Annotated in this window: 25 protein-coding genes; 12 read left to right on the top strand and 13 right to left on the bottom strand. The window is 61.2% G+C overall.

Annotated elements, in window-relative coordinates; all coding sequences use genetic code 11:
• Positions 1–238: 238 nt before the first annotated feature.
• Positions 239–1,624 (top strand): flagellar hook-length control protein FliK, encoded by a 1,386-nt coding sequence (locus ACQKI2_RS17770; RefSeq protein WP_427380955.1) that lies wholly within the window; start codon positions 239–241, stop codon positions 1,622–1,624.
• Positions 1,625–1,633: 9 nt separating this feature from the next.
• Positions 1,634–2,287, top strand: coding sequence for a flagellar hook assembly protein FlgD (locus tag ACQKI2_RS17765; protein WP_427380954.1), 654 nt, complete (start codon positions 1,634–1,636; stop codon positions 2,285–2,287).
• 39 nt (positions 2,288–2,326) lie between these two features.
• Here ACQKI2_RS17765 and ACQKI2_RS17760 read toward each other — a convergent pair whose 3' ends face one another.
• From ACQKI2_RS17760 to ACQKI2_RS17725, 8 genes are all read right to left on the bottom strand, one after another.
• Positions 2,327–2,899, bottom strand: a complete 573-nt coding sequence (locus ACQKI2_RS17760; protein ID WP_427380953.1) for a hypothetical protein — start codon at positions 2,897–2,899, stop codon at positions 2,327–2,329.
• Between the two features lie 9 nt (positions 2,900–2,908).
• A complete protein-coding gene (locus ACQKI2_RS17755) occupies positions 2,909–3,613 on the bottom strand; it encodes a flagellar basal body L-ring protein FlgH (protein WP_427380952.1) in 705 nt (234 codons plus the stop codon).
• Positions 3,610–4,017 carry a flagellar basal body P-ring formation chaperone FlgA gene (gene flgA / locus ACQKI2_RS17750; protein ID WP_427380951.1) on the bottom strand — a complete coding sequence of 136 codons (408 nt, stop codon included), beginning with the start codon at positions 4,015–4,017 and terminating at the stop codon, positions 3,610–3,612. The genes ACQKI2_RS17755 and flgA overlap by 4 nt, the downstream gene beginning before the upstream one ends.
• 4 nt (positions 4,018–4,021) lie before the next feature.
• On the bottom strand, positions 4,022–4,807 hold the full coding sequence (flgG, locus tag ACQKI2_RS17745) for a flagellar basal-body rod protein FlgG (RefSeq protein ID WP_427380950.1): 786 nt from the start codon (positions 4,805–4,807) through the stop codon (positions 4,022–4,024).
• Between the two features lie 28 nt (positions 4,808–4,835).
• On the bottom strand, positions 4,836–5,552 hold the full coding sequence (locus ACQKI2_RS17740; protein WP_427380949.1) for a flagellar hook-basal body complex protein: 717 nt from the start codon (positions 5,550–5,552) through the stop codon (positions 4,836–4,838).
• Positions 5,552–7,273: a hypothetical protein gene (locus ACQKI2_RS17735; protein WP_427380948.1), complete on the bottom strand. Its 1,722-nt coding sequence runs from the start codon at positions 7,271–7,273 to the stop codon at positions 5,552–5,554. The genes ACQKI2_RS17740 and ACQKI2_RS17735 overlap by 1 nt, the downstream gene beginning before the upstream one ends.
• Positions 7,270–8,136 carry a flagellar motor stator protein MotA gene (motA, locus tag ACQKI2_RS17730; protein ID WP_427380947.1) on the bottom strand — a complete coding sequence of 289 codons (867 nt, stop codon included), beginning with the start codon at positions 8,134–8,136 and terminating at the stop codon, positions 7,270–7,272. Before motA ends, ACQKI2_RS17735 begins: the two co-directional genes overlap by 4 nt.
• A 72-nt stretch (positions 8,137–8,208) precedes the next feature.
• On the bottom strand, positions 8,209–9,042 hold the full coding sequence (locus tag ACQKI2_RS17725) for a FliM/FliN family flagellar motor switch protein (protein WP_427380946.1): 834 nt from the start codon (positions 9,040–9,042) through the stop codon (positions 8,209–8,211).
• A 179-nt stretch (positions 9,043–9,221) separates the two neighbouring features.
• Here ACQKI2_RS17725 and ACQKI2_RS17720 point away from each other — a divergent pair, with 179 nt between their 5' ends.
• The 5 genes from ACQKI2_RS17720 to ACQKI2_RS17700 all read left to right on the top strand — a co-directional run bounded on the left by ACQKI2_RS17720 (position 9,222) and on the right by ACQKI2_RS17700 (position 15,123).
• Positions 9,222–10,121 carry a flagellar motor protein MotB gene (locus ACQKI2_RS17720; protein ID WP_427380945.1) on the top strand — a complete coding sequence of 300 codons (900 nt, stop codon included), beginning with the start codon at positions 9,222–9,224 and terminating at the stop codon, positions 10,119–10,121.
• 119 nt (positions 10,122–10,240) lie between these two features.
• A complete protein-coding gene (locus ACQKI2_RS17715; protein WP_427380944.1) occupies positions 10,241–11,545 on the top strand; it encodes a flagellar hook protein FlgE in 1,305 nt (434 codons plus the stop codon).
• Positions 11,546–11,571: 26 nt separating this feature from the next.
• Entirely contained in the window at positions 11,572–13,023 is a 1,452-nt protein-coding gene (gene flgK, locus ACQKI2_RS17710; protein WP_427380943.1) for a flagellar hook-associated protein FlgK, read from the top strand.
• 5 nt (positions 13,024–13,028) lie between these two features.
• On the top strand, positions 13,029–14,006 hold the full coding sequence (locus tag ACQKI2_RS17705; protein ID WP_427380941.1) for a flagellin: 978 nt from the start codon (positions 13,029–13,031) through the stop codon (positions 14,004–14,006).
• 22 nt (positions 14,007–14,028) lie between these two features.
• Entirely contained in the window at positions 14,029–15,123 is a 1,095-nt protein-coding gene (locus tag ACQKI2_RS17700) for a flagellar basal body P-ring protein FlgI (protein ID WP_427380957.1), read from the top strand.
• A 74-nt stretch (positions 15,124–15,197) separates the two neighbouring features.
• On the opposite strand, the gene ACQKI2_RS17695 is transcribed toward ACQKI2_RS17700, so the two are convergent.
• The 5 genes from ACQKI2_RS17695 to fliF are packed head-to-tail and all read right to left on the bottom strand — an operon-like array spanning position 15,198 to position 19,548.
• Positions 15,198–16,292 carry a FliG C-terminal domain-containing protein gene (locus ACQKI2_RS17695; protein WP_427380940.1) on the bottom strand — a complete coding sequence of 365 codons (1,095 nt, stop codon included), beginning with the start codon at positions 16,290–16,292 and terminating at the stop codon, positions 15,198–15,200.
• Complete coding sequence (locus tag ACQKI2_RS17690) at positions 16,289–17,047, bottom strand: flagellar type III secretion system pore protein FliP (RefSeq protein WP_427380939.1); 759 nt, start codon at positions 17,045–17,047, stop codon at positions 16,289–16,291. The genes ACQKI2_RS17695 and ACQKI2_RS17690 overlap by 4 nt, the downstream gene beginning before the upstream one ends.
• On the bottom strand, positions 17,044–17,364 hold the full coding sequence (locus tag ACQKI2_RS17685; RefSeq protein ID WP_051612643.1) for a FliM/FliN family flagellar motor switch protein: 321 nt from the start codon (positions 17,362–17,364) through the stop codon (positions 17,044–17,046). Before ACQKI2_RS17685 ends, ACQKI2_RS17690 begins: the two co-directional genes overlap by 4 nt.
• Positions 17,364–17,975 carry a hypothetical protein gene (locus tag ACQKI2_RS17680; protein ID WP_427380938.1) on the bottom strand — a complete coding sequence of 204 codons (612 nt, stop codon included), beginning with the start codon at positions 17,973–17,975 and terminating at the stop codon, positions 17,364–17,366. The genes ACQKI2_RS17685 and ACQKI2_RS17680 overlap by 1 nt, the downstream gene beginning before the upstream one ends.
• Positions 17,968–19,548 (bottom strand): flagellar basal-body MS-ring/collar protein FliF, encoded by a 1,581-nt coding sequence (gene fliF, locus ACQKI2_RS17675; RefSeq protein ID WP_427380937.1) that lies wholly within the window; start codon positions 19,546–19,548, stop codon positions 17,968–17,970. The genes ACQKI2_RS17680 and fliF overlap by 8 nt, the downstream gene beginning before the upstream one ends.
• 128 nt (positions 19,549–19,676) lie before the next feature.
• On the opposite strand from fliF, the gene ACQKI2_RS17670 reads away from it, so the two are divergent.
• The 5 genes from ACQKI2_RS17670 (at position 19,677) to ACQKI2_RS17650 (ending at position 23,617) form a co-directional block, all read left to right on the top strand.
• The gene (locus ACQKI2_RS17670) at positions 19,677–20,192 is read left to right on the top strand and encodes a flagellar basal body-associated FliL family protein (RefSeq protein WP_427380936.1); all 516 of its coding nucleotides are present in this window, start codon (positions 19,677–19,679) and stop codon (positions 20,190–20,192) included.
• Between the two features lie 4 nt (positions 20,193–20,196).
• Positions 20,197–20,685, top strand: a complete 489-nt coding sequence (locus tag ACQKI2_RS17665) for a hypothetical protein (protein WP_427380935.1) — start codon at positions 20,197–20,199, stop codon at positions 20,683–20,685.
• Positions 20,686–20,703: 18 nt separating this feature from the next.
• Entirely contained in the window at positions 20,704–21,327 is a 624-nt protein-coding gene (locus ACQKI2_RS17660; RefSeq protein ID WP_427380934.1) for a MotE family protein, read from the top strand.
• 149 nt (positions 21,328–21,476) lie between these two features.
• Positions 21,477–22,400, top strand: coding sequence for an oxygenase MpaB family protein (locus ACQKI2_RS17655; RefSeq protein ID WP_427380933.1), 924 nt, complete (start codon positions 21,477–21,479; stop codon positions 22,398–22,400).
• Positions 22,397–23,617: an acyl-CoA dehydrogenase family protein gene (locus ACQKI2_RS17650; RefSeq protein WP_427380932.1), complete on the top strand. Its 1,221-nt coding sequence runs from the start codon at positions 22,397–22,399 to the stop codon at positions 23,615–23,617. Before ACQKI2_RS17655 ends, ACQKI2_RS17650 begins: the two co-directional genes overlap by 4 nt.
• Positions 23,618–23,620: the final 3 nt, after the last annotated feature.

Here is a 23,620-nt window from a genome sequence, read left to right as displayed (position 1 = left end):
TCTGCTCGTCTGAAAATCTGCTCTTGCGCATGTGTCATCCTCTCTAATCGAGAGAGTCTGCAAAATCATGGCCGGAATTCAGGGGGCTGGGTCAGTGGCTGCGGGCATTGTGGATGAGATCATGGCCGGCTCCGAAAATTTATTCCGCCCGGGGAGCATCAGATGCCCGGCGGCTTAACGCATATTTTACGGGGCATGGTTGTAGATAGGTTAATACAAGACATAGGCGGAAGGCAGGATGACTTTCTTCGTTGATCCGGACTTCTGGCCTTTTCAGCCAGGTCCACGGCAGGATGCAATGGCCCGCAGCGAAGCGGGCGAAGGGCGCGGCAAGGAATTTGCCAGCAGCCTTTTTGCTGTGTCCCTTCCGCCGACGCTGAGCGCCGACCTCGCGGCGGGCGACAGCGAAATGCTGATACCGGCTGCGCTGAGCCTCGATCAGGCGCCGGCCATAGGGCAGGCCGCGCCCTCCCTCCCGGCTGAAGATCTGGAAATGCTCGCGCCCAACTTTTCGGAAGCCGGCGCGGTGGCCCGCGCCCCGGCAGCCATCCCTGCCGCGCTCGAACAAGCTGATCAGGAAATTCCGCTTGCCCCGCCTCCGGCCGAAGCACTGCCCCCTTCCTCTGAAGTCTCGGTGCCTGCAGCTGATATTGATCCGTCCGAGCTGGCCGGGGAAACGCTTATAACTGGCGAGACCGATCCGGCTGAAACGCCGATAGAAGACATCGCAGAAAGCGCGCCCACACAGGAAACCGCCGAAGCGCCTGCCCCGCCGCCGGAAGCCGCGGCCGCTATGATGGCCGCCGCAGCCCCCCTTCCCGCTCAGGCCATGCCCAGCAAAACCCGGATTGAAGGGGCCGCGCCGATCCCGGCAAACCTTCCCGCAGGAAACAAGACGCCGGCAGAAAGCGCTGCCCCCACGGCCCCGCGTTCCCGCAGCGCGCTGCCGGCTTCGGCTGAAGCAGACATCCAGACCGAACTCACCCCGGACGCTCCGATCCCGGCAGCTTCCCGCCACCCCGCCGCTGCGATGGCCGCAATCAATGCGGAAACGGGCGCAGGAAGCGACCTGAATGTCGATACCGCCGCACCGCCACCACAGCAGATGTCAATGCTTTCAGGGGCCATTGGTCAGGCGCCCTCTCCTTCCCCGGTCACCGCCGCTCTGCCGGCAGCTCAAATGACGCCGACCCATGCGGTGCTGACGGCCACGGCAACACAGCTTCCCGATATTGTCGCCCGCGCCACCAGCGATGGCCAGGACGACCGGGTGATGGTTCAGCTTGATCCGCCGGAACTGGGCCGGATCTCGATCGATTTCAAATTTGATGCCCAGGGCCTTCAGCATGTGACCATCACCGCCGAAAGCCCGGAAGCCATGCGCCAGCTGCGTCTCATGCATTTCGAACTCGTGCAGGCCCTAGAACGCAACGGGCTGTCAGGCCAGAATATGAGCTTTCAGCATCAGAACCCGCAGCAGAATGAAGGCTGGGGCCAGCAGGCAAAACTCGCCAGCGCCCGGTTTGACACCCCCACCCTTACAAACAGCGGACTGATGATTGCCGCTGACAGTTCCACTCACCGCCAGATCGCTTCCAGCGGCCGGCTGGATATCAGGCTTTAGGAGCTCACAATGACGACGATCAGCAGCTATACGGGCGCCACTTACGAGAATATTACCACGTCAAGCTCGAGTGCCGAGATCGGCTCAGAGTATAACAGCTTCATCAAGCTGCTGACAGCGCAGGTGCAGAACCAGGACCCGCTCTCCCCGATGGACTCAACCCAATTCGTCGAACAGCTGGCGACTTTCTCCAGCCTCGAACAGCTGGTGAACTCCAACACTGCCCTGTCGAGCATTGCCTCCATGATCAGTGATCTGAACGGGCTTATGGCAAGCCAATGGCTCGGCGAAGAGGTAACCTTTGCCTCGTCATGGATGCCGTATACGGGCAGCCCGGCGACTTATTCCTATGAAGCGCCCGAGGGAACCACGAAAAGCGTACTCACCGTCAAGGACACCGATGGGAACGCCGTCTGGACCGAAACTCTGGACCCGGACAAAACAGTCTTCAGCTGGAATGGGCAACTGACCAGCGGCGACGTGGCCACAGAAGATAATATGTATGAGTTCGTGATCGATTATTATGAAGACAACACCTACAAAGGCACAGCGGTCCCGAACGTCATCACGAAGGTGACCGATATTCTCAGTGAAAGCGGCACGCTGCGCCTCGGGACAGCATCAGGCCTGACCGTGGATCTCGCCCAGGCCCGCAAGCTGTAGGGGAAGGTCTGGGAGGGGGCGCCCTCTCCCGGGCGATCCTCAGAGATCCTGCCGGGCGATATCCAGAATCAGGATGTTCTTGATCCCCATTCCCGGAAACTTCTTCTGCAGATTACCGAGGATCAGGGAACGGACGGTTTCATAATTCTCAATGCTGGTCATAGACTGGAAGGTCCGGCCATCGCCGCTGATTTCGATCAGGGTCGTCATCACCACATCCCGCAGCACAGGCTCTTGAGAGAAAAGCTTGTCGGAAGCAGATGCATCGGCCTCGATATTGATATTGAGAATGACAAGGCTGGCGACGCGCTCGTTCTGAATGATCGGAACGACGAATTCCCGGCTGAACCGGAAATAGGTCGCGCCGGAACTGCTGCTGGAGCCGCCATGGCTATCCTTGCCGGCTTTCTTCTCCCCGCCATGGGAGTCCTTCTTTTCCTTTTCCTTCGGCGCGCCATGGCCGTCGTCTTCGGACTTCTCCTCACCATGCGCCTTGTCCGATGCCTCGGCGGCAGACGCAGCCTCCCCGCCACCTCCGCGAAGCATATGGCCGCCCACGCCGCCAATGACGACACAGATGACGGCAATCAGGGCAGTGATGATGTTTTTCATCCAGGGTCTCTAGAAAGGAATGATCTTGTCGATAATCTTGGTGCCGGCTTTGCGGTCAGTTGCAGAGGCTGCATCACCATTGCTGACATAAGCGAGTTTGGCATCGGCGATCTTGTCATAGGTCACCGTGTTCATGCGGGTAACATCCTGAGCGCGGATGACGCCCGAGACCGTCAGATAACGGACCTCATTGCTGACCCTTGACTGCTGATACCCGTGAATAATGAGGTTGCCATTTGGCTCGACCCCCACCACCCGCGCGGCGAGGGTGAAGGTGACTTTCTCTGCGCGCCGCACAGCGCCGGAACCGTTCTGGCTGGAGTTGCGCGCCACATCGAGGCCGGGCGAGAGGCTCGCCCCGCCGGGAAGCACACCATTTGCCCATTCGGGCAAGCCAAACATGGCATTGACACTCATATCGTCGCTGGAATCCCGGCTGCGCGAGAGAGAGCTCTGCACGTTTGCCTGATCATTCATCTCCACAACGACCGTCAGAAGATCGCCGACTTCCTTGGCGCGCCGCATGCTGAGCAGCGCGGTGGGCGTCGTCGTCCAGAGCGAGGCGTTCTGTGCGTCCGGATCGGACGGTTCGGGCACCGCGCCGGGATAGCCGGTATAGGGCGCAGGCGGAGCATAGTCCGGTGCCGGCTGGGCGGAGCTGGCACAGGCGGCGGCGGCAAGTGCAACGAAAGGCAGGGAGAACATGGTTTTCATTGTGCGAGGACCCATCCGTTTTCCTGAACGATTCCCTGAACCAGTTGCCGAGACTGCAGGTTCAGAACGGTAACCGGCTCGTTGAGGGCAGCTTCCCCCATCGCGCGGCCGGTGGTGGAAATTTCAAGACCACCCGCAATGTATTTCACGGTGACGATCTGGTTGCGGGCCACGAGCCGCGCAGGCCGCGTATTGTCCATGGTGACCGGCTGGCCGGCATAGATTGTGCGCTTGGCTTCGCGGCCAACGACCGGCTCATCCAGGGATACGGCCACGCCGGTGTCTGCCGTGGCGTTTGCGGGGGTAACAAGATCCCCTGCCCGGATCACTTCGGAAGCAACCAGGGAAGAGGCGTTTGACAGGGCGAGGAACGCGCTGAAACTCATGGCGGCGAGGATGCTCATGGCGCTACCTCAACCGCGTGGTTGCAGACAGCATTTCATCCGATGCCGTGATCACCTTGGAGTTCAGCTCATAACCGCGCTGAGCCTCGATGAGGTCCGCGATCTCCTTGACCACATCCACCGCTGAGTCTTCGATATAGCCCTGACGCAGAAAGCCCATACCCTCAGACCCCGGAACAAGCCGGTTGGGCGGGCCCGATGCTTCGGTTTCCCGGAACATGTTGTCGCCCATCGCCTCAAGCCCCTTCTCGTTGACGAAGCGGACGAGGGAGATGTTGCCGATGGCCTGGCCCTCGGTCTCGTTATCGAAATAAGCGACCACTTCCCCGTCCCGGCTGATGGAAATGCGGCGCGCATCCGCCGGGATGACAATCCCGTCAGCGAGCGGAAAGCCATCGGAGGTAACGATCTCGCCGTCGGCGCTGCGCGTCAGCTTGCCGTCGCGCGTGAAGGCCGGCTCGCCGGACGGCAGGGTCACCTCGAGATAACCGCTGCCGTCAATGGCGACATCCAGCTCGGATTGTGTTTCCCGCAGGGCGCCCTGGGTCAGCTGCATGGAAACTGTGGTTGGGCGAACGCCTGTACCCAGCTGTATCCCGGCGGGCACAACGGTGCCCACCTGGGACGTGATCGTGCCGGGGGTCAGGTATTGCTGGTACATGAGATCGGAAAACTCAGCCGTCCTCGGACGATAGGCCGTCGTGCTCATGTTGGCGATGTTGTTCGAGATAACTTCCACCCGCATTTGTTGGGCGGCCATCCCGGACGCGGCAATCTGCAATGACTTCATAGGCGTCTCCTACACCTGCTTAAACGGTTCAACGTTCCCGCACAGCTGTGATCAGCTGGCTGATGCGCTGGTCCTCCCTCTCAAGAAGTGCCTGGCCCGCCTCATAGGCGCGCTGGACTTCGATCATCCGGGCCACTTCCAGCACCGGCGAAACATTCGATTGCTCAAGCGCGCCTTGGACAAGCTTTGCGTCCTGCGCCTGAACCGTACCGCCATCGGCGGAGAAATAGGTGTTGGAATCGCGCTTGAGCTCGCCATCGGCGGTCATGATTCCGAGCTGGTCGATAATCTGGCCATTGCCCGAGATTGTTCCATCTTCGCCGAACTTCACATCGAGTACGTCATCGGGAATTGTAATCGGGTTTCCGCCCGCGCTGAGCACGGCATTGCCGTGCATATCGACGAGTTGACCGGCAGACGAAAGCTGGAAATGGCCCGCGCGCGTCAGGCGCTCCCCCTGCGGAGTATCCACCATGAAGAAGCCTTCGCCCTGAATGGCGAGATCAAACCGGCCCCCGGTGAAATTGAGGCCGCCCTGCTCCATCACGAACGTGTGGCCACCCAGCGCCCCCATCGAAAGCGACTGATCAGCAGAATTGCCGGTTGAAACCAGGAATTCGGTAAACACGGCCTTGTCGGACTTGTAGCCAGTCGTGCTGGAGTTGGCGAGGTTGTTGGCCACCGCCTGCATTTCCTGCATCAGGCCTTGTTGGCGTGTCAGCGTCGTATAGACCGGGCTCGACATCAGTTCCCCTCCCCTTCGAGAGATTCCAGCGCCATGCGCGTTGACATCAACCGCTCTCCCATTCCCGCCATGGTCGCAGGAGACGGCCCGGTAACTTCGCCGGAGGCCGCGCGCTTCAGATCCAGCACCCGCTTCACCCGCACCGCGCGGGCTTCATCGGTGATCTCCCTGGCAGCGGAATATACACTCGCCGGAACAATCCAGCGCCCGCTGGCGGCGTCATGTTCGATCAGCATCAGGACGGTATCGGCGTCCAGCTTGAGGCGGCCGGTAAACTGCTGAACCTGAGCGGCATCATTGGCGTCAATGGCGCTGAGCGCGGCTACCAGCCCGATCTGGGGATTTGACGGATTGGCCTGCGCCAGCTGGAAGACAGATGGATAATCCTTCAGCCGGTAAGCCAGCGTCGCGCGCTGCTCGGCGACAGCTTCCCCCGGCTGTGTCTTCCGGGATAGCTCGTCGGCCAGGGAGGCAAAGCCCAGGCGCACAGCTTTCAGAGTCGCTCCTTCATAAAGGGCCGTACGCTGATCGTGATCGTCGAGAAGCCCCGCTTCCACCGAAAGTGCTTCGATCGCAGCGAGGTTCTGAAGCGGATCGGCGCTTGCCAGGTCGCGCTGAAGTGCGCTGACGAAATGATTGCGTATCTCGCCCTGCACAATGTCGCTCTGCATGTTTTCGCGGCCCGCCATCTCCATCATCGTCATGTACCGGGAACCTGCGCTGAGTTCATCGAGCACGAACTTCATGCTGGCACGGATATCTTCCTCATGCTTTGACTGCTCGATCTTGAGGAGCATACTGTCGAGAAGCAGCGCCCTGAGCGGCGGATCAATGACGCGGTGATGGCGGATCAGCGCCAGAAGCGATTCTTCCTGGAACCGGCCCTGCAGGAGGAATGTCCGGATAAGGACTTCCGCCTCGCTGCTGCCCTGCGCGAGCGCGAGAATGGCGTTGGCGAACTGAAGCTGCGTGGAATCCCGCAGATCATCGCTCGAAAACGAGGCGAGCATCTTCTGCGACAGGAACCGCCCATCGGTCCGGTCGAGCGCGGGAACGGCAAGCGCCGTCACGCTCGTGCGCAACTGCAATGGCAGATGACGGTATTCACTGAACCATTTATCGACATAGGCCGCGCCGGCCGATTGCCCATCGACCAGCAGCGCAACCCCAAGCCAGAACTCACCCCGCTCGTGGCAGCGCGCAAGGCCTTGAAAATAAGAAACATTAGCGCGGGTGCGGCCATCCAGCAGCAAGGCCACCTCGCGCAGGGCAACCTCATCCGGGCTGTCCGGATTGCGCAGGTTCATTACCGCTTCCGACCCCATATCGAGGGCGATATACGCCCTGGCGAGGCGCGGATCATCCGTAGACGCCTCACCGCTCACCTGAAGCTGGCTGCGATAATTCAGGATGTCAGCATAGCTGGCGGCCGCCTCGAATTCGGAGAAGTCCAGCGGATAGGTCTCCCCGCAGGTGACCGCGCCGGCGGCCTTAGGGGTATCAGCGGCCCCCTCCTCGGCACTCACCCCGCTACGGGCCGCGCCCGATCCGGCAGGCGCCAGCAGGCCCTCATCGATCGCATCACGGACGAACTGGTTGAGTTCGGTCGACAGCTCCTGCTTTCGCGCGTCTGGCTCCGCCGTCTTTTCCGCCGGTTTGGCAGCAAGGACGGGCGGAGCCAGCAGGGCGCCACAAAGAAGAAGCCAGACGTATCGCCTCATGCCGCCTGCTTGAGCCCCCTCACAGCCTGCTCGATTTCATCGAAGGAGGGGCGCACACGGGCAGGCGCCTGACGGCGCGCAACCTCAACGCAGATATTGACCGGGTTCTTGTGCAGGTTCGACACCAGCACCTGGCCAATCATCGAATAGAAGAGATGTTCTTCGGTCCGGATCGTCTTCACGCGCGCTGCAAACGGTCCGACCACACCATAGGCGAGGAACACGCCGAGGAACGTACCGACAAGGGCGCCGCCGATCATGCCACCGAGAACTTCCGGCGGCTTGTCGATCGACGCCATCGTTTTGATGACACCCAGAACAGCCGCAACGATGCCAAGCGCGGGAAGCGCGTCTGCCATCTGCTGGAGCGCGTGGGAGCCGTGCAGCTTCTCTTCCAGAAGGCTTTCCAGATGCTTGTCGAGCAGCTCTTCGACCTGATGCACATTGTCAAAGTTCATGATCATCGAGCGGATCGTGTCGCAGATCATCTCAATGGCTTCGTGATCCTTGAGGATGCGCGGGTATTTCGTGAAGATCGCCGATTCATTCGGCGCTTCGATATGCGGTTCGATATCGACGGGGTTCTGCTTCAGGATATGCAGCAGCTCATGCATCAGCAGGAGCAGGTCCTGATAGTCCTTCTTCTTCCATTTCGGGCCAGCGAAAGCCGCAGCAACGTCGCCGCCGGTATGCTTGACTGTGTTGAAATCGTTGGAAGCGAGGAAGGCGCCGGTTGCCGCGCCCCCAATCATCATCATCTCAAATGGAAGGGAATGCAGGATAATTCCCAACTTGCCCCCGGCCAGCATATAGCCGCCGAAGACCATCACCATGGTGACCACCAGGCCTAGTATCGCGTTCAAGTGCCTATCTCCGTGTACCAAAAACCGCGCCACTCTTTTTGCTGGTGGCTGCGGGGCAGTCATTTTTCCTTGCTACATCTTCGCGACTTCCTGCGTGAAGGGTTCGAGTACGGGCTGTTTGAGCTTCAGCGCGCGCTGGCGCTTCCACACTCCCATTTCACATTGCCCGATCTCAATTTGTCCGTTGACGGTCTCGGCGTTCAGACGGATCGATCCGGGATCGGTGTCTGGCAGCGGAATGAGATCGCCCACTTTCAGGCGAGAGCATTCGCCGATCGTCATTGATATTTTGTCAAGAACCGCCTCAACCTTTATCGAAGAGCTCATGACGCTCTCCCGCAGCAGCCTGGAAGCGGGCGGGCGCTTATGCTCTGCCGCGCGCCGTTCGGCCTCATGCGCGCAGCCCATGAGATAGTCGAGATCGAACACGAGCCATATCTGCGACTGAACCGCTTCCGGCATCACACTATAGCCAATGACCAGATAGCGGCTGTCTGGCTCAAAATTGCCGGCAGCCTGCGACGGTTCGGACAGAGGCGACATTGCCGTCTCTGCCTGATGGCCCTCCAACGAGGCGGCGGCGGCCCGCCACAAGGCAACGGCGGGCGCTTCGAACATCAGCTTCAGGAACAGCGCGGAGGCTTCCTTGGCGCTTTCAAAGTCCTGGCCTAACCGCTTGGCCACAACCCGCGCCGCGCCTGCGCCGTCTGTGGCAATGGCACACAGACCTGGCGAAAGCTTTGAATTAAAGAAGAAAGTTGTCCGCTGATCCAGAGCCTCGATTGCGCTGGCGCCCGAATAGACGCGGCGGATTTCCGGCGCCGGCGGAACACCGCCATCCAGCGCCTGCGCGGCCCAGCCAGAAACAGATTGGTGAATCGCGGCCCAGAAATCATGGTAACGCAAGATTGTCGGAGGTAATCCCGACCCCGCCCCCATCTTCTTTCTCAGCACCGACGACATATCCCCACCCTTCCGGGATGAATGCGATTCCAACGACTCTTAGTGCTGCCCAATTGGTTGAAGAATGGTTATCGCAATGCCCTGATCCTTACCGCCGTCTTACGCTCTTAATTGAGCATGCGATGGTAAAACCACCCCCAGCAGAAGCAGAACTGGTGGTTGAAATGGGCACGGACTCCTCAGCACAAGGACCGACCATTATTAAGCGTAAGAAGGTCTACAAGGCAGACGGCCATCATGGCGGCGCCTGGAAAGTAGCCTATGCTGACTTCGTGACTGCCATGATGGCGTTCTTCCTTCTCATGTGGCTGCTGAACGCCACAACCGAAGAACAGCGCAAGGGCATCGCCGACTATTTCAGCCCGACCATTCCGATCAGCCGGATTTCCGGCGGCGGGTCTGACGGTCTTAATGGCTCATCGATCTTTGCCGAGAACACCTATGCCAAGATGGGCATGGGCGCCAATCGCAAGGAAAGCGTCGAGAACCCCTCCTTTGGCGACGGGAAACCTCGCGATCCCCAGAGCGCGGCTGCAGACGCTGAGGCAAAAAAGGCCGAGGAAAGCCAGATCGCTGCCGAACTGCAGCAATTGAAGGAATCGCTTGGCGAACAAAGCCGCCAGCTTTCCGAACACCTGCTGATCAAGATGTCTGCGGAAGGCATCGTTCTGGAGATCACCGATTCGGAAAGCACGCCCCTCTTCTCGCTTGGCCGCAGTGAACCTTCCGAAACGATGATGCAGCTGATGGACGTTGTCGCGGAGGCGTTCGGCGAGTTTGACAATGACATCAAGATCGTCGGCCATACCGATAGCCACCGTTACCGCAACGGCGCCATCTACGATAACTGGAACCTGTCGGCCGACCGCGCCAATGCCGCCCGCCGCCTGCTGGAGCGGGCCGGCATTCCTGGAGGCCGCATCCGCGAAGTATCGGGAAAGGCCGACACGGACCCCCTGGTCAAGGAAGACACGCAGGCCGCGCAGAACCGCAGGATTTCCATCACTATACTGACAGAATAGCGCTCCATCCCGGCTGAATGCGTTTCCGGAAGGTTAACAAATTCAGCTAACAGCAGTTATCGGCTTATTTACGAGTTGCCTTCAATTTGCATCATTATCTGACGCAGGAGCAACCAGATATGAGCATCTCATCCTCCCTGAACGCGGGGGTAATGGGGCTGAGTGTCAATGGCACACGCCTCGCCACCATTTCCGACAACATCGCCAACTCCGGCACCTACGGTTACAAGCGCAGCGCCGTGGACTTCTCCAGCATGGTGCTGCAGCAGAAAGCCTCCACCTATGCTGCCGGTGGCGTGCGTGTCGATACGTACAAGGATATCTCCGCCACGGGCTCGCTGGTCCGTACCGGCAGCGCGACAGACGTGGCCGTCTCCGGGCGGGGCCTGCTCCCGGTCACGGACATCGGCGGCATCAACTCGCTTGCCTCCAACCGCAACCTGATGCTCACGCCCACCGGCTCTTTCTACGCCGATGAAAACGGCTTCCTGAGAACCCAGAGCGGCCTCTTCCTGCTTGGCTGGCCGGCCGATTCATCTGGCGAAGTCGGCAATGTCAGCCGCAACAGCGGTGTCAATCTGGTACCCGTCAACATCTCGACCTCACAGTTCAATGCCACGCCGACTTCCAGCATCGAGCTGGGCATCAACATCCCGGCCGACGCAACGACTGCCGGGGCGGCTGGTGATCCCTACCTTCTGCCCGTCGAGTATTTCGACAACCTTGGCCGCGCGCAGACCGTCACATTCCAGTTCACGCCGACCGTCCCGGCGGCTGGTTCGAGCAATGAATGGACCGTCGAGATTTTCGACAGCGCCGGCGATCCTGCCACCTCGATTGGTGATATCGACCTGACCTTCAACGACACATCATCGGCGGGCGGACGCATCGCCTCGGCGACCGCCTCCAACGGTGCCTCCTATGATCCGGCAACCGGCCGTGTCACGATCAATCTCGACCACGGCCCCGTGGAAGTGTTCATTGGCCGCCCGAATGACAGCATCGGCATCACCCAGCTTGCCGCCTCCTTCGCGCCGACTGCGGTGACGAAGAATGGCTCGCCGATCGGTGACTTGCAGTCGATCGAAATCGACGAGCAAGGCTTCCTGCAGGCCATTTATGACAAGGGCTTCCGCCGCACGCTCTATCAGATCCCGGTGGGTGACGTGCCCAACATGAACGGTCTCCGGGCGCTCGATTCGCAGGCCTATTCTGTCTCAAACTCCAGCGGCAATCTCTATCTGTGGGACGCAGGCAGTGGCCCGGTTGGCAGCATCTCCGGCTACTCGCTGATGGAATCGACCACGGACATCGCGGCCGAGCTGACCGATCTGATCGAAACGCAGCGTGCCTATTCGTCGAATGCGAAGATTGTTCAGACCGTGGATGAGATGCTTCAGGAAACCACTAACCTGAAACGCTGACAGGCGAAGACAGGAGCGCTGCCTAAGTGAGCATCTCAGCTGCCATCCTTGCCGCACGATCCGGTCTTCAGGTCACCAGCCAGAAGGCCGAAATCGTTGCCACCAACGTCGCCAATGCCAGCACGCCGGGCTATGTCCGGCGGTCGCTGGTAGTGGGCGAACTGGTGCAGGGCTCCCAGACTTCCGGCGTGGTCTCGCTGGGCGTTTCCAGAGCCGGCGAGGACATCATCAAGGGTCAGCGCCGGGAACTGACCAGCGATGTTGCGCAGGCAACCGTGCTGGCCTCTACATGGCAGTCCCTGTCCCAGCGTGTCGGCGACACCGCCTCTGGGACGGGCCTCTTCAATACCTTCTCGAACTTTGAATCCGCGCTGCGTGCGTCGGTCACCTCGCCGGAATCTACCGCTACCGCATCTGCCCTGCTGGACGCGGCCAAATCCGTCGCCAAGGAACTCAACAGCCTTTCCAGCTATGCCGCCCAGGCCCGCGCCGAAGCGGATAGCGAAATTGCGCAGGGCGTGGAGACGGTCAACGCAGCCCTGAAGCAGATTCAGGACCTCAACAAGCGCATTTCCAGCATCGACCGGACGAGCGAGCAGGCCGCCACCCTGATGGATGAGCGCCAGCGTGTTCTTGATACGATTGCGCAATACCTGCCGATTCAGACGGTTCAGCGGGACTACGGAGCCATCGATGTGCTGACGCCCCAGGGCGTCTACCTCATCAATGGCAGCACGGCCCAGCAGCTTCAGTTCTCCCCCTCCTCCTCCTTTACCTCCGAGCAGACCCTCGCCGATGGCGACCTGTCTGGAATAAGCGTGGGCGGCATTGATATCACCCCGGGTTCAACCTCGTTCGGCGCCGTCTCCGGTGGCATGCTCGGGGCGCTGTTCACGCTGCGGGACCAGGACATTCCAGCCTTCATGGACCAGCTGGACATGGTGGCCAATGACATCATCACCCGCCTGTCGGATGATACGATTGACCCGACCAAGACACCCGGCGCGCAGGGCCTGTTTGTCGATCCCGCAGGATCGGGCACGCTGGGCCTGGCGGCGCGCATCTCGGTAAACGCCGCCGTTGATCCTGCCCAGGGCGGGGAGATATCGCGCCTGCGGGATGGCCTGGGGGCAACCACCGAAGGGCCGCCGGGCAATTCAGCAATCCTGTCGGCGATGTTTGACGCCTTCACCCAGATCAAATCAACGAACTCCAACGGCCTTCAGGGCGCCTTCTCGGCAAGCGACCTGGCCGCGCAGCTTTCCTCAGTCGTCGGCCAGAAGCGTGTTCACCACGAGTCCGTGCTCGCCTCCACTCAGGCGCAGCATCTGACGCTGGTGGAAGCCGAGCAGTCGCAGACCGGCGTGAATGTCGACCAGGAAATGGAATCCCTCTTGCTGATCGAGCAGGCCTATGCCGCCAATGCGCGGGTTATCCAGGTGGCGCGTGATATGATCAGCGTCCTGATGGAGATCTGATCCCTATGCGCGTCATCCCTCCCAACAGCATTGTTTCAGCCTCCTTCACGCAGAATATTGCCGACATGCGCGCGCGGGCCACTGTGGTTGCCGAAGAATCGGTCACGGGCCAGTATGCCGACCTCACCAAACACCTTGGCGGGCGTATTGGCGATGCCATGATCGGCAAGAAGGCTCTGACCGACATCGAAGACCAGCGCAGCCTTCTCGGCGTTCGCCAGGGCCGTCTTGATCTCGTCCAGAAAAGCCTGAGCGGCGTTCAAGACCGCGTAGACGGCCTCGCCACCCAGATGCTGAGCGCCATTGGCACGGAGGACTATCAGGGTCAGAGCGTTGTGGCGCGTGACGCAAAGGCTGCCCTTACGGATGTGTTCACAGCGCTCAATGGCCGCCATGGAGACCGTTTTCTGTTCTCTGGCGACGAAACGGCCACGCAGCCTTTCGCGGGGACCGACCAGCTTCTTGCCGACCTCCGCACGATCGCCAATACCGCCACCGACGCGGCCGATTTCGAGGCGCAGCTCGATGACTATTTCTACTCTGCGACCGGCGGATGGCAGACCAGCATCTATCGGGGGTCCTCTGTTGCCACCGACCCTGACAGCGTGACAGCCACCGACCCTGCCCTCGTCGAGTTGATCTCCGGCCTGGCCGTCATGGCCCTCAGCGGCTCTGAGGATAATCTCGCGCTTTTCCAGCAGAACCCGGAAATTGCACGCAGCGGGGCCGAGCGGCTGATCTCTGGCACAACCGCGCTCGTGAACCTGCGCGCGGATGTGGGCATCATTCAGGAACGGGTCACCAAGTCTCTGGAAACTCTCGATACTGAACAGACGATCCTCAATGGCGTTTACAACAACATGGTCGGACGCGATCAGTATGATGCGGCCTCCGAGCTGAAACAACTCGAGGCAAGCCTGGAAGCAGCCTATGTGCTCACCTCCCGCCTGTCGAACCTTAGCCTCCTGAACTTCCTGGGGTAATCCGATGAAATGGTCTTCCTGGCTGATCGCCGCCGCCCTCGCCTTATCCCCCTGCCTCATGACGGCCCCGGCGAGCGCCCAGGCCCGCATCCGGGATGTGGTGGATGTTCAGGGCGTCCGGGACAACGATCTCGTCGGCTACGGCATCGTCGTGGGCCTCAATGGCACGGGAGATACGGTCCGCAATTCGCCGTTTACGGAAGATTCCCTCACCCACATGCTGGAACGCCTCGGCGTCAACGTGCAGGGCGAACAGATCAAGCCTAAAAACGTCGCCGCTGTCCTCGTCACCGCCTCCCTGCCCCCCTTTGCACGCAACGGATCCAGCATCGACGTCAACATCGCCTCCATCGGCGACGCGACCAGCCTTGAGGGCGGCACCCTGATCCTCACTCCGCTCAAAGCTGGCGATAATGAGATCTATGCCGTTGCTCAGGGTACGATCATCGTTAGCGGTATTGACGTTAAGGCGCAGGGCGCGCGCGAAACGCGCGGATCGCCCACCACCGGATCGGTGCCCAACGGCGCCAAGGTCGAACGGGAGGTCAATTACGACTTCAACCGCAATCAGCAGATTTCCCTTGCTTTGCGCTCACCCGACTTCACCACCGCAGCGCGCATCGAGGACACGATCAACGCCGCCATGGGCATCCCGCTCGCCTCCATGCGCGATCCGGGCACTATTGAACTCGACCTGCGCGGCATTTCCGAATCGCCCGCCCGCCTCCTCGCCAGCATCGAGAATCTGCCTGTGCAGGTTGCAACACCGGCCCGCATCGTGATCGACGAGAAATCCGGCACTATCGTGCTCGGCGAGGATGTGACCATCTCCCGCGTGGCGATCGCGCAGGGCAATATCGCCATCAAGGTCCGGGAAACGCCGGTCGCCTCGCAGCCCAACCCCTTCGCCCGCGGCGAATCGATCGTGCTGCCCCGCTCGGAAATCACCATCACCCAGACAGGCAGCAACAACATCGCCATGCTGGAGCCAAATGTGACGCTCTCCCAGCTGATTTCCGGCCTCAACGCGCTCGGCGTGTCCCCGCAGGAGATGGCGGACATCATCCGCTCAATGAAAGCTGCCGGCGCCATTCACGCCGATCTCGTGATCCGCTAGCGTTCCCCGCACCCGGAAAACAGAAAGGCCGGACATCACATCCGGCCTTTCTGCTGTCAGCGGAGAACTCCGGTCTATTTCGCCCCAGGCTTGGTGATGGTAATTACGCCGCGCCGGCGCATATCCATCAGTGTCGTCAGGAACTCCCGCTGGATGGCTTCCGCTTCGGTGGGCGTAGCGGCAGCGATCTCCTTCAGGTCTTCCCGGTACTGATCGGCCATGCGGGAGGATATATTGCCCAACAGATATTCTGCCACAGCCTCATTGGCGCCCCGGAAGGTCGCCAGGATCCGCAGCACAGTCTGCTGATCGAGTTCGCGGAACACGACCGGCACTGCATTGCGGGGCAGAAGATCCGGCAGGCCCTCAACCGTGAACAGCCCCTTCTGGATGATGGGCAGCTTGGTCTCGTAGCGCTCCTTCAGGAAGCCGACGAGATTGTCGCGCTTGTCAGACGGGATGAGGCTCAGCACTTCGCCAATCGTTTCAAGATGGCTTTCGTCGCCCCCTGCCCCGTCTTCTTCGCCCTGAGCGTTGAGGAATTCCATTTCGAGCATCTTCTCGATCACCGAATCGATTCCAGGATCCAGTTTCGGGGCCTCAACCATTTGCCCGAGGGTGGGGCCCAGCTTCTCGTCCTTCAGATGGCAGATGATATTGGAGGCGATCGACGCATCCAGCTTGCGCAGGATGATCGCGATGATGTTGGGCGTAAGCCGGTTGAGATAGCCCGCCACGAGCTTGGCATCCCGGGTGCTGAGACGGGTCCAGACATCCCCGGCCTCTTCCGGCTGAGCGGACTGCATTATCGGCGCATCTTCCCCGAAGATGGCCTTCATGCGGTTGGAATCCACAACACCCTTTATCACTTCCCGCGCCCGGACCGGCCCACCCCTCAGGGCACCGGAGGATTTGCGAAGCTGGGTGAGGAAATCGATCACCACCGCAATCAGGTCATCACGCGACAGATAGGTTACGCTTTCCAGCGAAGACGCGACCCGCGCCAGCGCAGCATCGTCGAGCTTGTTGACGATCGGTTTGGCCGCCGTATCCCCCAGCAGCGCAATGATCACGGCGGCGCGCTGCGCCTGTGTCAGCGTCGGGCCGGATGTCTCCGGGCGGGCCGCGTCGCCGCCGCCGCGCCGGTTCAGTCTTGTTACTGTGCTCATGTCGCGTAGCCTCTAAGCACCGCTTCGGTAATCTTCAGCCAGCCATCTGCCAGCACAAAAAAGCCGAGCTTGAACGGCAGGGAAACAACCGTGGGCGGAACCATCATCATGCCCACCGCCATCAGGACGGAAGCAACCACAAGATCAATCACCATGAAGGGCAGAAAGATCACAAAACCGATCTGGAATGCATGTTTGATCTCGCTCAGCATGAACGCCGTCGCCAGCAGCGAAAAGGCTGGCGGCTCACCCTCAACGACCGGCCGGTTGACCGCGTCGCCCAGCGTCATCAGCGCTTCGGGATCGGTGCGCTGGGTCATGAAGGCCCGAAAGGGTTCGGTCGCCAGGGTCCAGGCCTGCTGCTCGTCCAGCACGCCTTCCATATAGGGCGAAATGCCATTCTCCCAAGCCGGCATGAAGACGGGCTCCATGACGAAGAAGGTGAGGAACATCGCCAGCGCCATGATCATCATGTTGGGCGGCGCTTGTTGAACGCCGATCGCCTGCCGCATGAAGGAGAAGACAATCACCATGAAAGGCAGGCAGGTGACCATCATCGCGATGCCAGGCACAAGGCTCAGCACCGTCACAAGCAGCACAAGCTGGATAACCGAGCTTGAAAGCTGTCCGTCACCGGAAGGGTTCAGCAGGCCATCCAGCGCCGCTGGCGCCTCCTGCGCATGGCCGGAAAAGGCTATGCAGGCCGCAAAGGCGGCCAGAAACAGGATACGGTAGATGGCCACGAGCCGGATCATTCCACCTCTACGGCCTTCTCGATGATCTCCACGATCTTCACCGCAATCTGGCCCTCATCTGTTTCGACCAGTTCGCCTTTGGCAATCAGCTTGTCATCGATGAACAGGTCCACCGGATCATCCACCTTGGACATCAGCGCAATCACCGAATCGGGCTGCAGCTCCAGGATTTCCTGCACGCTGAGGCGTTTCTGACCGATCGAAACGGTCACCGTTACCGGCACGCTGAAGATAGAGCGGCGATAGGCATTGCGGCCAGACGGGTCGCGCCGGTCCTGACCGTCAAACTCCTGCACCGCCTTTTCGGAAGTTGCCATCACTTGTACTCCGTATTCTGTTTATGTGTTGATCCAAGATCGTTCAGGCAGGCCGTCAGGAGACTGTCGAAATCAAACGTCGCCCCGCCCGTGCGCCAGGAAACCTCGGCGCGGCCATCGCCCCGCCCTTCCCTGGCAATGACATTGCAGCGCCCCTCCAGACTGGGATGCCGGCCGGTTATCTCCTGCAGTTGCGCCGCCAGGGCGGGCGCGGCGTAAATGTCCACCTTTGGCGCCGCTGCCGGAACAAGCCCCGGAAGATGGCGGCCAATCTCTTCGGCGAGGAAACGCCGCGACAGCTCGGGGAAAAGCTGGCCGGCAATGGCGCGCACAGTATCCACTGTCTGCTGCCGCGCTTCCGCCTCGATCTGTTCGATTGCCTTCGCGAGGCTTGAGATTGTTGCCTGCAGCGCGGCGGTTTCCTGCGGGATGGGGCGAACGGCAATCGGCTCTGCCTTCACGGCGGCAGGCGGCGCGGCGGCTTCCTCGCAAGGCGCCGGCGGGGGAGCAGCGCCGTGTTCACCCGCTGTCATGGCGCGCAGCCATTCAGCCGGGCGGGGCCCGGTTACGGTGTCAAACCTCGGCAGGTGCGAGAAAACCGCGTCACTCATTTACGGCCACCTTGCGTGCGTCAAAGGCTGCCGCAATGGGATCAGCCTGGCTCGGCTGCTGGTCTTCGGTAAGCCATTGTTGCAGCAGCGCGGCCGTCTCTTCCTGGCGCTCGCTGGCATAGTCCTTGAGGTAGGCGAAAGGATCGGCCTCCACATCGGCCGCCGCCACGGCGCCTGCCGCCCCTGCAGCGCCAGCTCCGGCACCCATGCCTTCCGGCGCCAGCGCTTCCTTCGGCTTCTGAACCAGCATGGGGCGAACAACACCGACCCCCAGCACAATCACCACCAGCCCCAGCAACAGCGCCTGCAGACCAGACCAGAAATACCGCTCCATCAGCTGCTCGAAGAGGCCCGGCGCCTGAACCAGATCGTCTGCGGGCACAGCCTGAAATGGCATCAGCTCGACCGAGATCGTGTCACCACGTGCCATGTCGAGCCCTGCTGCCGACGAGACCAGCTTCTCGAAATCCGCCGCCATCTGTTGCTGGCGCGTGGCCGCATCTGCCGCCGCCGGATCAATGCCAAGCGCCTGCTCATTGAGGAGAACGGCGATGCTGATTTTTTGGATTTCGCCCGGCAGTGTTTCCACTTCCGTGCGCGTTTCGTTGATTTCGTAGGAAACCGTCTCGGTCGAATTCTTGTTGGTCGACGTGCCCCCGGACCCGGTATTGCCCTGGGGCAGATTGCTGGCCACCGTCATGCCGCCGCCTGCCCCGCCGCTTGACCCGCTGGTGTCATTGGTCGTCCGGTTACGGATAACCCTGGAATTGGGATCAAACGTCACGGCCGAAGTGCGCTGGCGCTGGCGGCTGACATCCACGGTTGCCGAAACGCGCGCATTGCCCATGCCAACCCGTGGCTCCAGCAGGCTGAGGATCTTTTGCTCCAGCAGGCTTGCCTGGGTCGCAGCCGCAACAGCGGGTTCTTCGGTCCGGTTGGCCTTCGGGCCAGCCAGAATACCCTTCACCGGATCGATCACGGCGACATCTTCTGCATTCAGCCCCGCCACGGCCAGCGCCACCATATACTGGATCGCCTCTGCCTGGCCGGACGTCATGTCCCGCGCCGTCGTCAAGGTTACCGAAGCGGTCTGATGGGGCTGGGACCGCGCGAAACCGGAACGCAGATTCGCGCCGATATGGACGCGCGCGGATGTGACCCCGGGAATCGCCAGGATGGTCCGCGTAAGCTCCCCTTCCTTGGCGCGCCAGTAGGCCGCGTTGTACATCTCCGAAGTGACCGAAAACCCGTTCACCTGGTCGAGCAGTTCATACCCCTGCACGGAGGGGCGCGGCAGTCCCTGCTGGGCAAGATCGAAACGGATGGCATCCCGCTTGCCCTGCGGCACAAAGATCGCTTCTCCCTTGATTTCATAGGGAGTTCCGGACTGTTCCAGCTGCTTGATAATGTCCCCGGCATGGGCCGGCTCCAGGCCCGAATAGAGCAGGGTCATCGGATCACGGGTCGCCCCCTGAACCAGGAACGCCATGGCGGCGATGATCCCGGCCATCGCGGCCGCCAGAATCAGCTGCCGCGACGGGGGCAGGGCTTTGAGAGTCTCAAGGAATTTCATGAATGCTTCGGCCCCAAGCAGCTTGCGAGTCAGCTGTAATGATTAATATTTGGCGCCAAATCGTTAAGGTTATCTTTACCCCGGATCAGTCATTAGGAACCTGCCTGACAAGATAACATGGGCGCTAGATGGCTAAGAAACCCGACACGAATGAATCGGGGCAGACAGAATCCGGGAAGAAGTCCGGCGGCGGTATTGCCGGGCTGGCGATTGTTGCGGCCGCCTCTCTGGCCAGCTCTTTCGGCCTGTTCTACTTCCTGACTCCGCCTGCTCCTCCGCCTGCGGCCCCCTGCCCTCCGGCAGCGGAGGGTGCGGCTGCGCCGGCTATCAAGCCGCTCGCTCAGGATCAGGTTTATGTGGAGATGAAGGAAATCCTCATCACCATCGGCAGCGCGCCCGCCACCCGCTACCTGAAACTCAACGTCACCATCGTCACCGGCAAGGACAACGCCGCCAAGGTCAAACAGGCCGAGCCGATGCTGATTGATGCATTCAACAACTATCTCCGCTCGATCGAACTGTCGGATCTGGAAGATCCCGGCTTTTACCCGCATTTGCGGGAACAGCTTGCGCGCCGCTCTGAACTGGTGGTCGGCAGCGCAGCCTCGAGCGGTGTGCTGATCACAGAGTTCCTGCTGAGGTAGCGCCATGGACATCCAGAGCATCATAGGCAGCATTCAGCCCACGGACGTCGCGATCTTCCTCGTGTCCTTCGCGGCCTGCGTGTACTGTTTTGTCCTCTCCAAGCGCCTGCGGGCGCTGCAGGATACGAAGGATGGGCTCGGCGCCACCATCACGGCGATGACGAACTCGGTCTCCGCCATGTCCCAGGCCACCCATGACACCCGCACCCGCGTCGAAAGCATGGCCACCCGCCTCGCGCATCTGATCAATGACGGCGAGAAGATGTGCAAACGCCTGGAAGACACGATCATGACGATGGAGCGGTCGCAGACCCATGTGACCAACCAGGTTCATGCCGCCCAGACCGAGCTTAACGTGCTGATGCGCGATGTGCTCGACCAGTCCCGCGCCCGTATCGTCGAGATGACCACACTGATGCGCCAGATGCGCGCCATGAGCGAAGCGGGCGAAGCAGACATCACCAGCCCGCCACCCCGAGCTAAATCGGCCTGATCGAAAAGAGTTATGCCCATGCACAACCGCTCGAACGTCCTGCTCACCCTCGGTGTCCTCTTCACGATAGGGGGCGCCACCCGCTTCCTGCCCGATGCGCTCGCCTTCGCAGAGCAGGCGCCGGCTACGGGCGCGAACGCGGCCTCTGCCCCGTCAGTGCCGAAAGCGGCGCCCGCGCCCCAGCCGGCCGTTGCCAGCTCCAGCAACCTGAGCCAGGTGTGCTTTTCCTCCGAATCCGCCTCGCTGCTCGAAGAGGATCAATGGTTGTTTGAATCCGAGCGCGAGGAAATCAGGCAGCAGAAGATCGAACTTCAGACCTGGGAGAACCAGCTTCAGCAGCAGACCGCTGAACTGAAGGTTCTGCAGGAAACGCTCGAAGCCCGCTGGCAGGAAATGCAGGTCAGCTCCGACAAGGACATCGACCATCTCGCCCGCATGTACAGCGCAATGAAGCCCGATCAGGCGGCGCAGATCTTCAACCAGATGGACCCCGGTTTTGCCGCCGGTTTCCTGCGCCTGATGGCATCCGATCAGGCCGGCCTGATCCTCGCCAATATGGAATCCGGGAAAGCCTATCTTGTCAGCGTGAAGCTTGCCACGATGAATGATGACGTCCGCAACATGGCACTGGCGGCCAACTGAAACGCCGGAAAGACCGGCCCGGCAGCCTATCATTTGTAATAGGTTTTCCCCCGGCCGGCCGCCCCTAGGATGCCTGCTGACGCAGCGTCGCGTCTTTTGACGCGATCTGCCCTGCGATATGCCTGTCACAAACTCCTGGGGAGGAGACGATGAGCGATCCGAAATCCTATCTCGGCTGGAAGGTGGACTATACCACCCCACCCGGTGAACCGGCTCTTGTTCCGCCGGATTCGGTTACATGGCAGGTCTTCAAGAATCCCGTGGCGCTCGCCATTGGCGGCATTTGCGCCGTGCTGCTGGAATTTGCCGACGCCCGCATCCGCTCCGGCGTCTGGGACCATTCGGTTTTCAAGACAGACCCCATCGGCCGCTCCAAACGCACCGGCATTGCCGCCATGGTCGGCACTTATGGCCCGGCCAGCGCGGCCCGGCGTGTCATTCAGGGCGTTACCAACATGCACGTCCGTGTCAGCGGCGAAACGCCGTCGGGCGAGGCCTACCGCGCCCTTGATCCCGAACTGCTCGATTGGGTCAGCGCCACCGCCGCCTATGGCTTCCTGATCGCCTATCATCGCTTTGTCCGAACCCTGACAGATGATGAGATGAACCGCTTCTTCGCCGAAGGCGAAGCGGTGGCCCGCCTCTACGGCGTCCAGCACCCGCTGCGCTCGGTGGAGCATTTCAATTGCATGATGGCCCATCTCCTGCCCCGGTTCGAGCCTCACCCGATCAACACCGAATTTCTGGATATCATGAAATCGGGACGCGCCGCGCCCGGCGTGCCCAAGGGCCTGCAGAGCGCGCTGGTACATGCCGCTGTGGATATTCTGCCCCGCCCCGTCCGGCAGAAACTGCAGCTCGGCAAGGAGTATGATCTTTCTGCCCTCGGGCGGCTCACCGTGAAAAGCATGGCCGCTGTGGCCGAACACACGCCAGACCTCAACGGGCCCGCCGCTCAGGCGGCCGAGCGCCTGGGCCTGCCCCGCAGCTTTGTCTGGAAATCCGCATCCGAACGCCGCCGCCTCGTAGAGGCCGCCGGCATCTCCTCCACGGCCAGGGAGGCCGCCGCATGAACCTGTCCTTCACCCCCGAAGAAGAAGTCTTCCGCCAGCAGGTGCGGGATTTCCTTGCCGATCATCTCACCCCGTCGCTGCGCGCCTATGCCCGGCGGATGACGAGTGTGTATGCGACGAAGGAAGTGGCGCTGGAATGGCAGGCAATCCTGGTGAAGCAGGGCTGGGCGGCGCCCTCCTGGCCGGTCGAGTATGGCGGCACGGACTGGACGCCCGCCCAGCGCTATATCTATGACGTGGAAATGGCCCGCGCGGGCGCCCCGCCGCTCTCGCCCATGGGCATCGGCATGTGTGGCCCCGCCCTGATCGGTCATGGCTCGAAGGCGCAGAAAGACTATTACCTGCCGCGCATCCTGTCGGGCGAAGACTTCTGGTGCCAGGGCTATTCGGAGCCCCATGCCGGCTCGGACCTTGCCGCCCTCAGCATGTCAGCGGTCCCGGCTGGCGAGGATTTCCTCTGCAACGGCTCCAAGATCTGGACCACGCATGCCCATGAAGCGAACATGATGTTCTGCCTGGTACGGACGGACAGTTCCGGCAAGCTGCAGCAGGGCATCACCTTCCTGCTGATCGACATGAATGCGCCGGGCGTGCGCATCGATCCGATCCTGATGCTCTCGGGCGAGCATATTCAGAATGCGGTCTTCTTTTCCGATGTCCGCGTGCCCAGGGCGAATGTCGTCGGCCAGGTGAACCATGGCTGGACGGTTGCCAAATACCTGCTGGAGTTTGAGCGCGGTGGCTCCTCCTACGGGCCCCGCCTGCTCGCCCGCGTCCGCGCGCTGCGTGCCGCCGCGGCGGAAGAGGGCCTGCTGGAACCTGGCTTGGCCCGCAAGTTGTCGCTGGCAGAGGCAGAAATCCTCGCCCTCGAGGCTGCTGAACTCCAGCAGATGGCAGAGCTGGCCGGCGGCGGCACGCCCGGCCTCAAGGCCTCGATGATGAAGATCCGCGGCACCGAACTCAGCCAGCACCTCACCGAACTCGCCATCGAACTGGCCGGGGTCCATGTCGCGCCCTTCCAGCCGCAGCATACGTGCCCCGGCGGTCCGGTTCTGGTCCCGAATTGTCCGGATGTGTCCGAAGATGTCCAGGTTGTGGGCCCGGAAAGCGCCGTCACTGTCTCGGCCAAGTATCTCAACGACCGCGCCGGATCGATCTATGCCGGCTCCAACGAAATCCAGCGCGGGATCCTCGCCAAGGGGCAGCTCGGGCTCTGATAT

The organism is Hyphomonas sp. NPDC076881, assembly GCF_050269995.1.
GTDB lineage: Bacteria > Pseudomonadota > Alphaproteobacteria > Caulobacterales > Hyphomonadaceae > Hyphomonas.
This window is presented reverse-complemented; position numbering and strand designations above follow the sequence as displayed.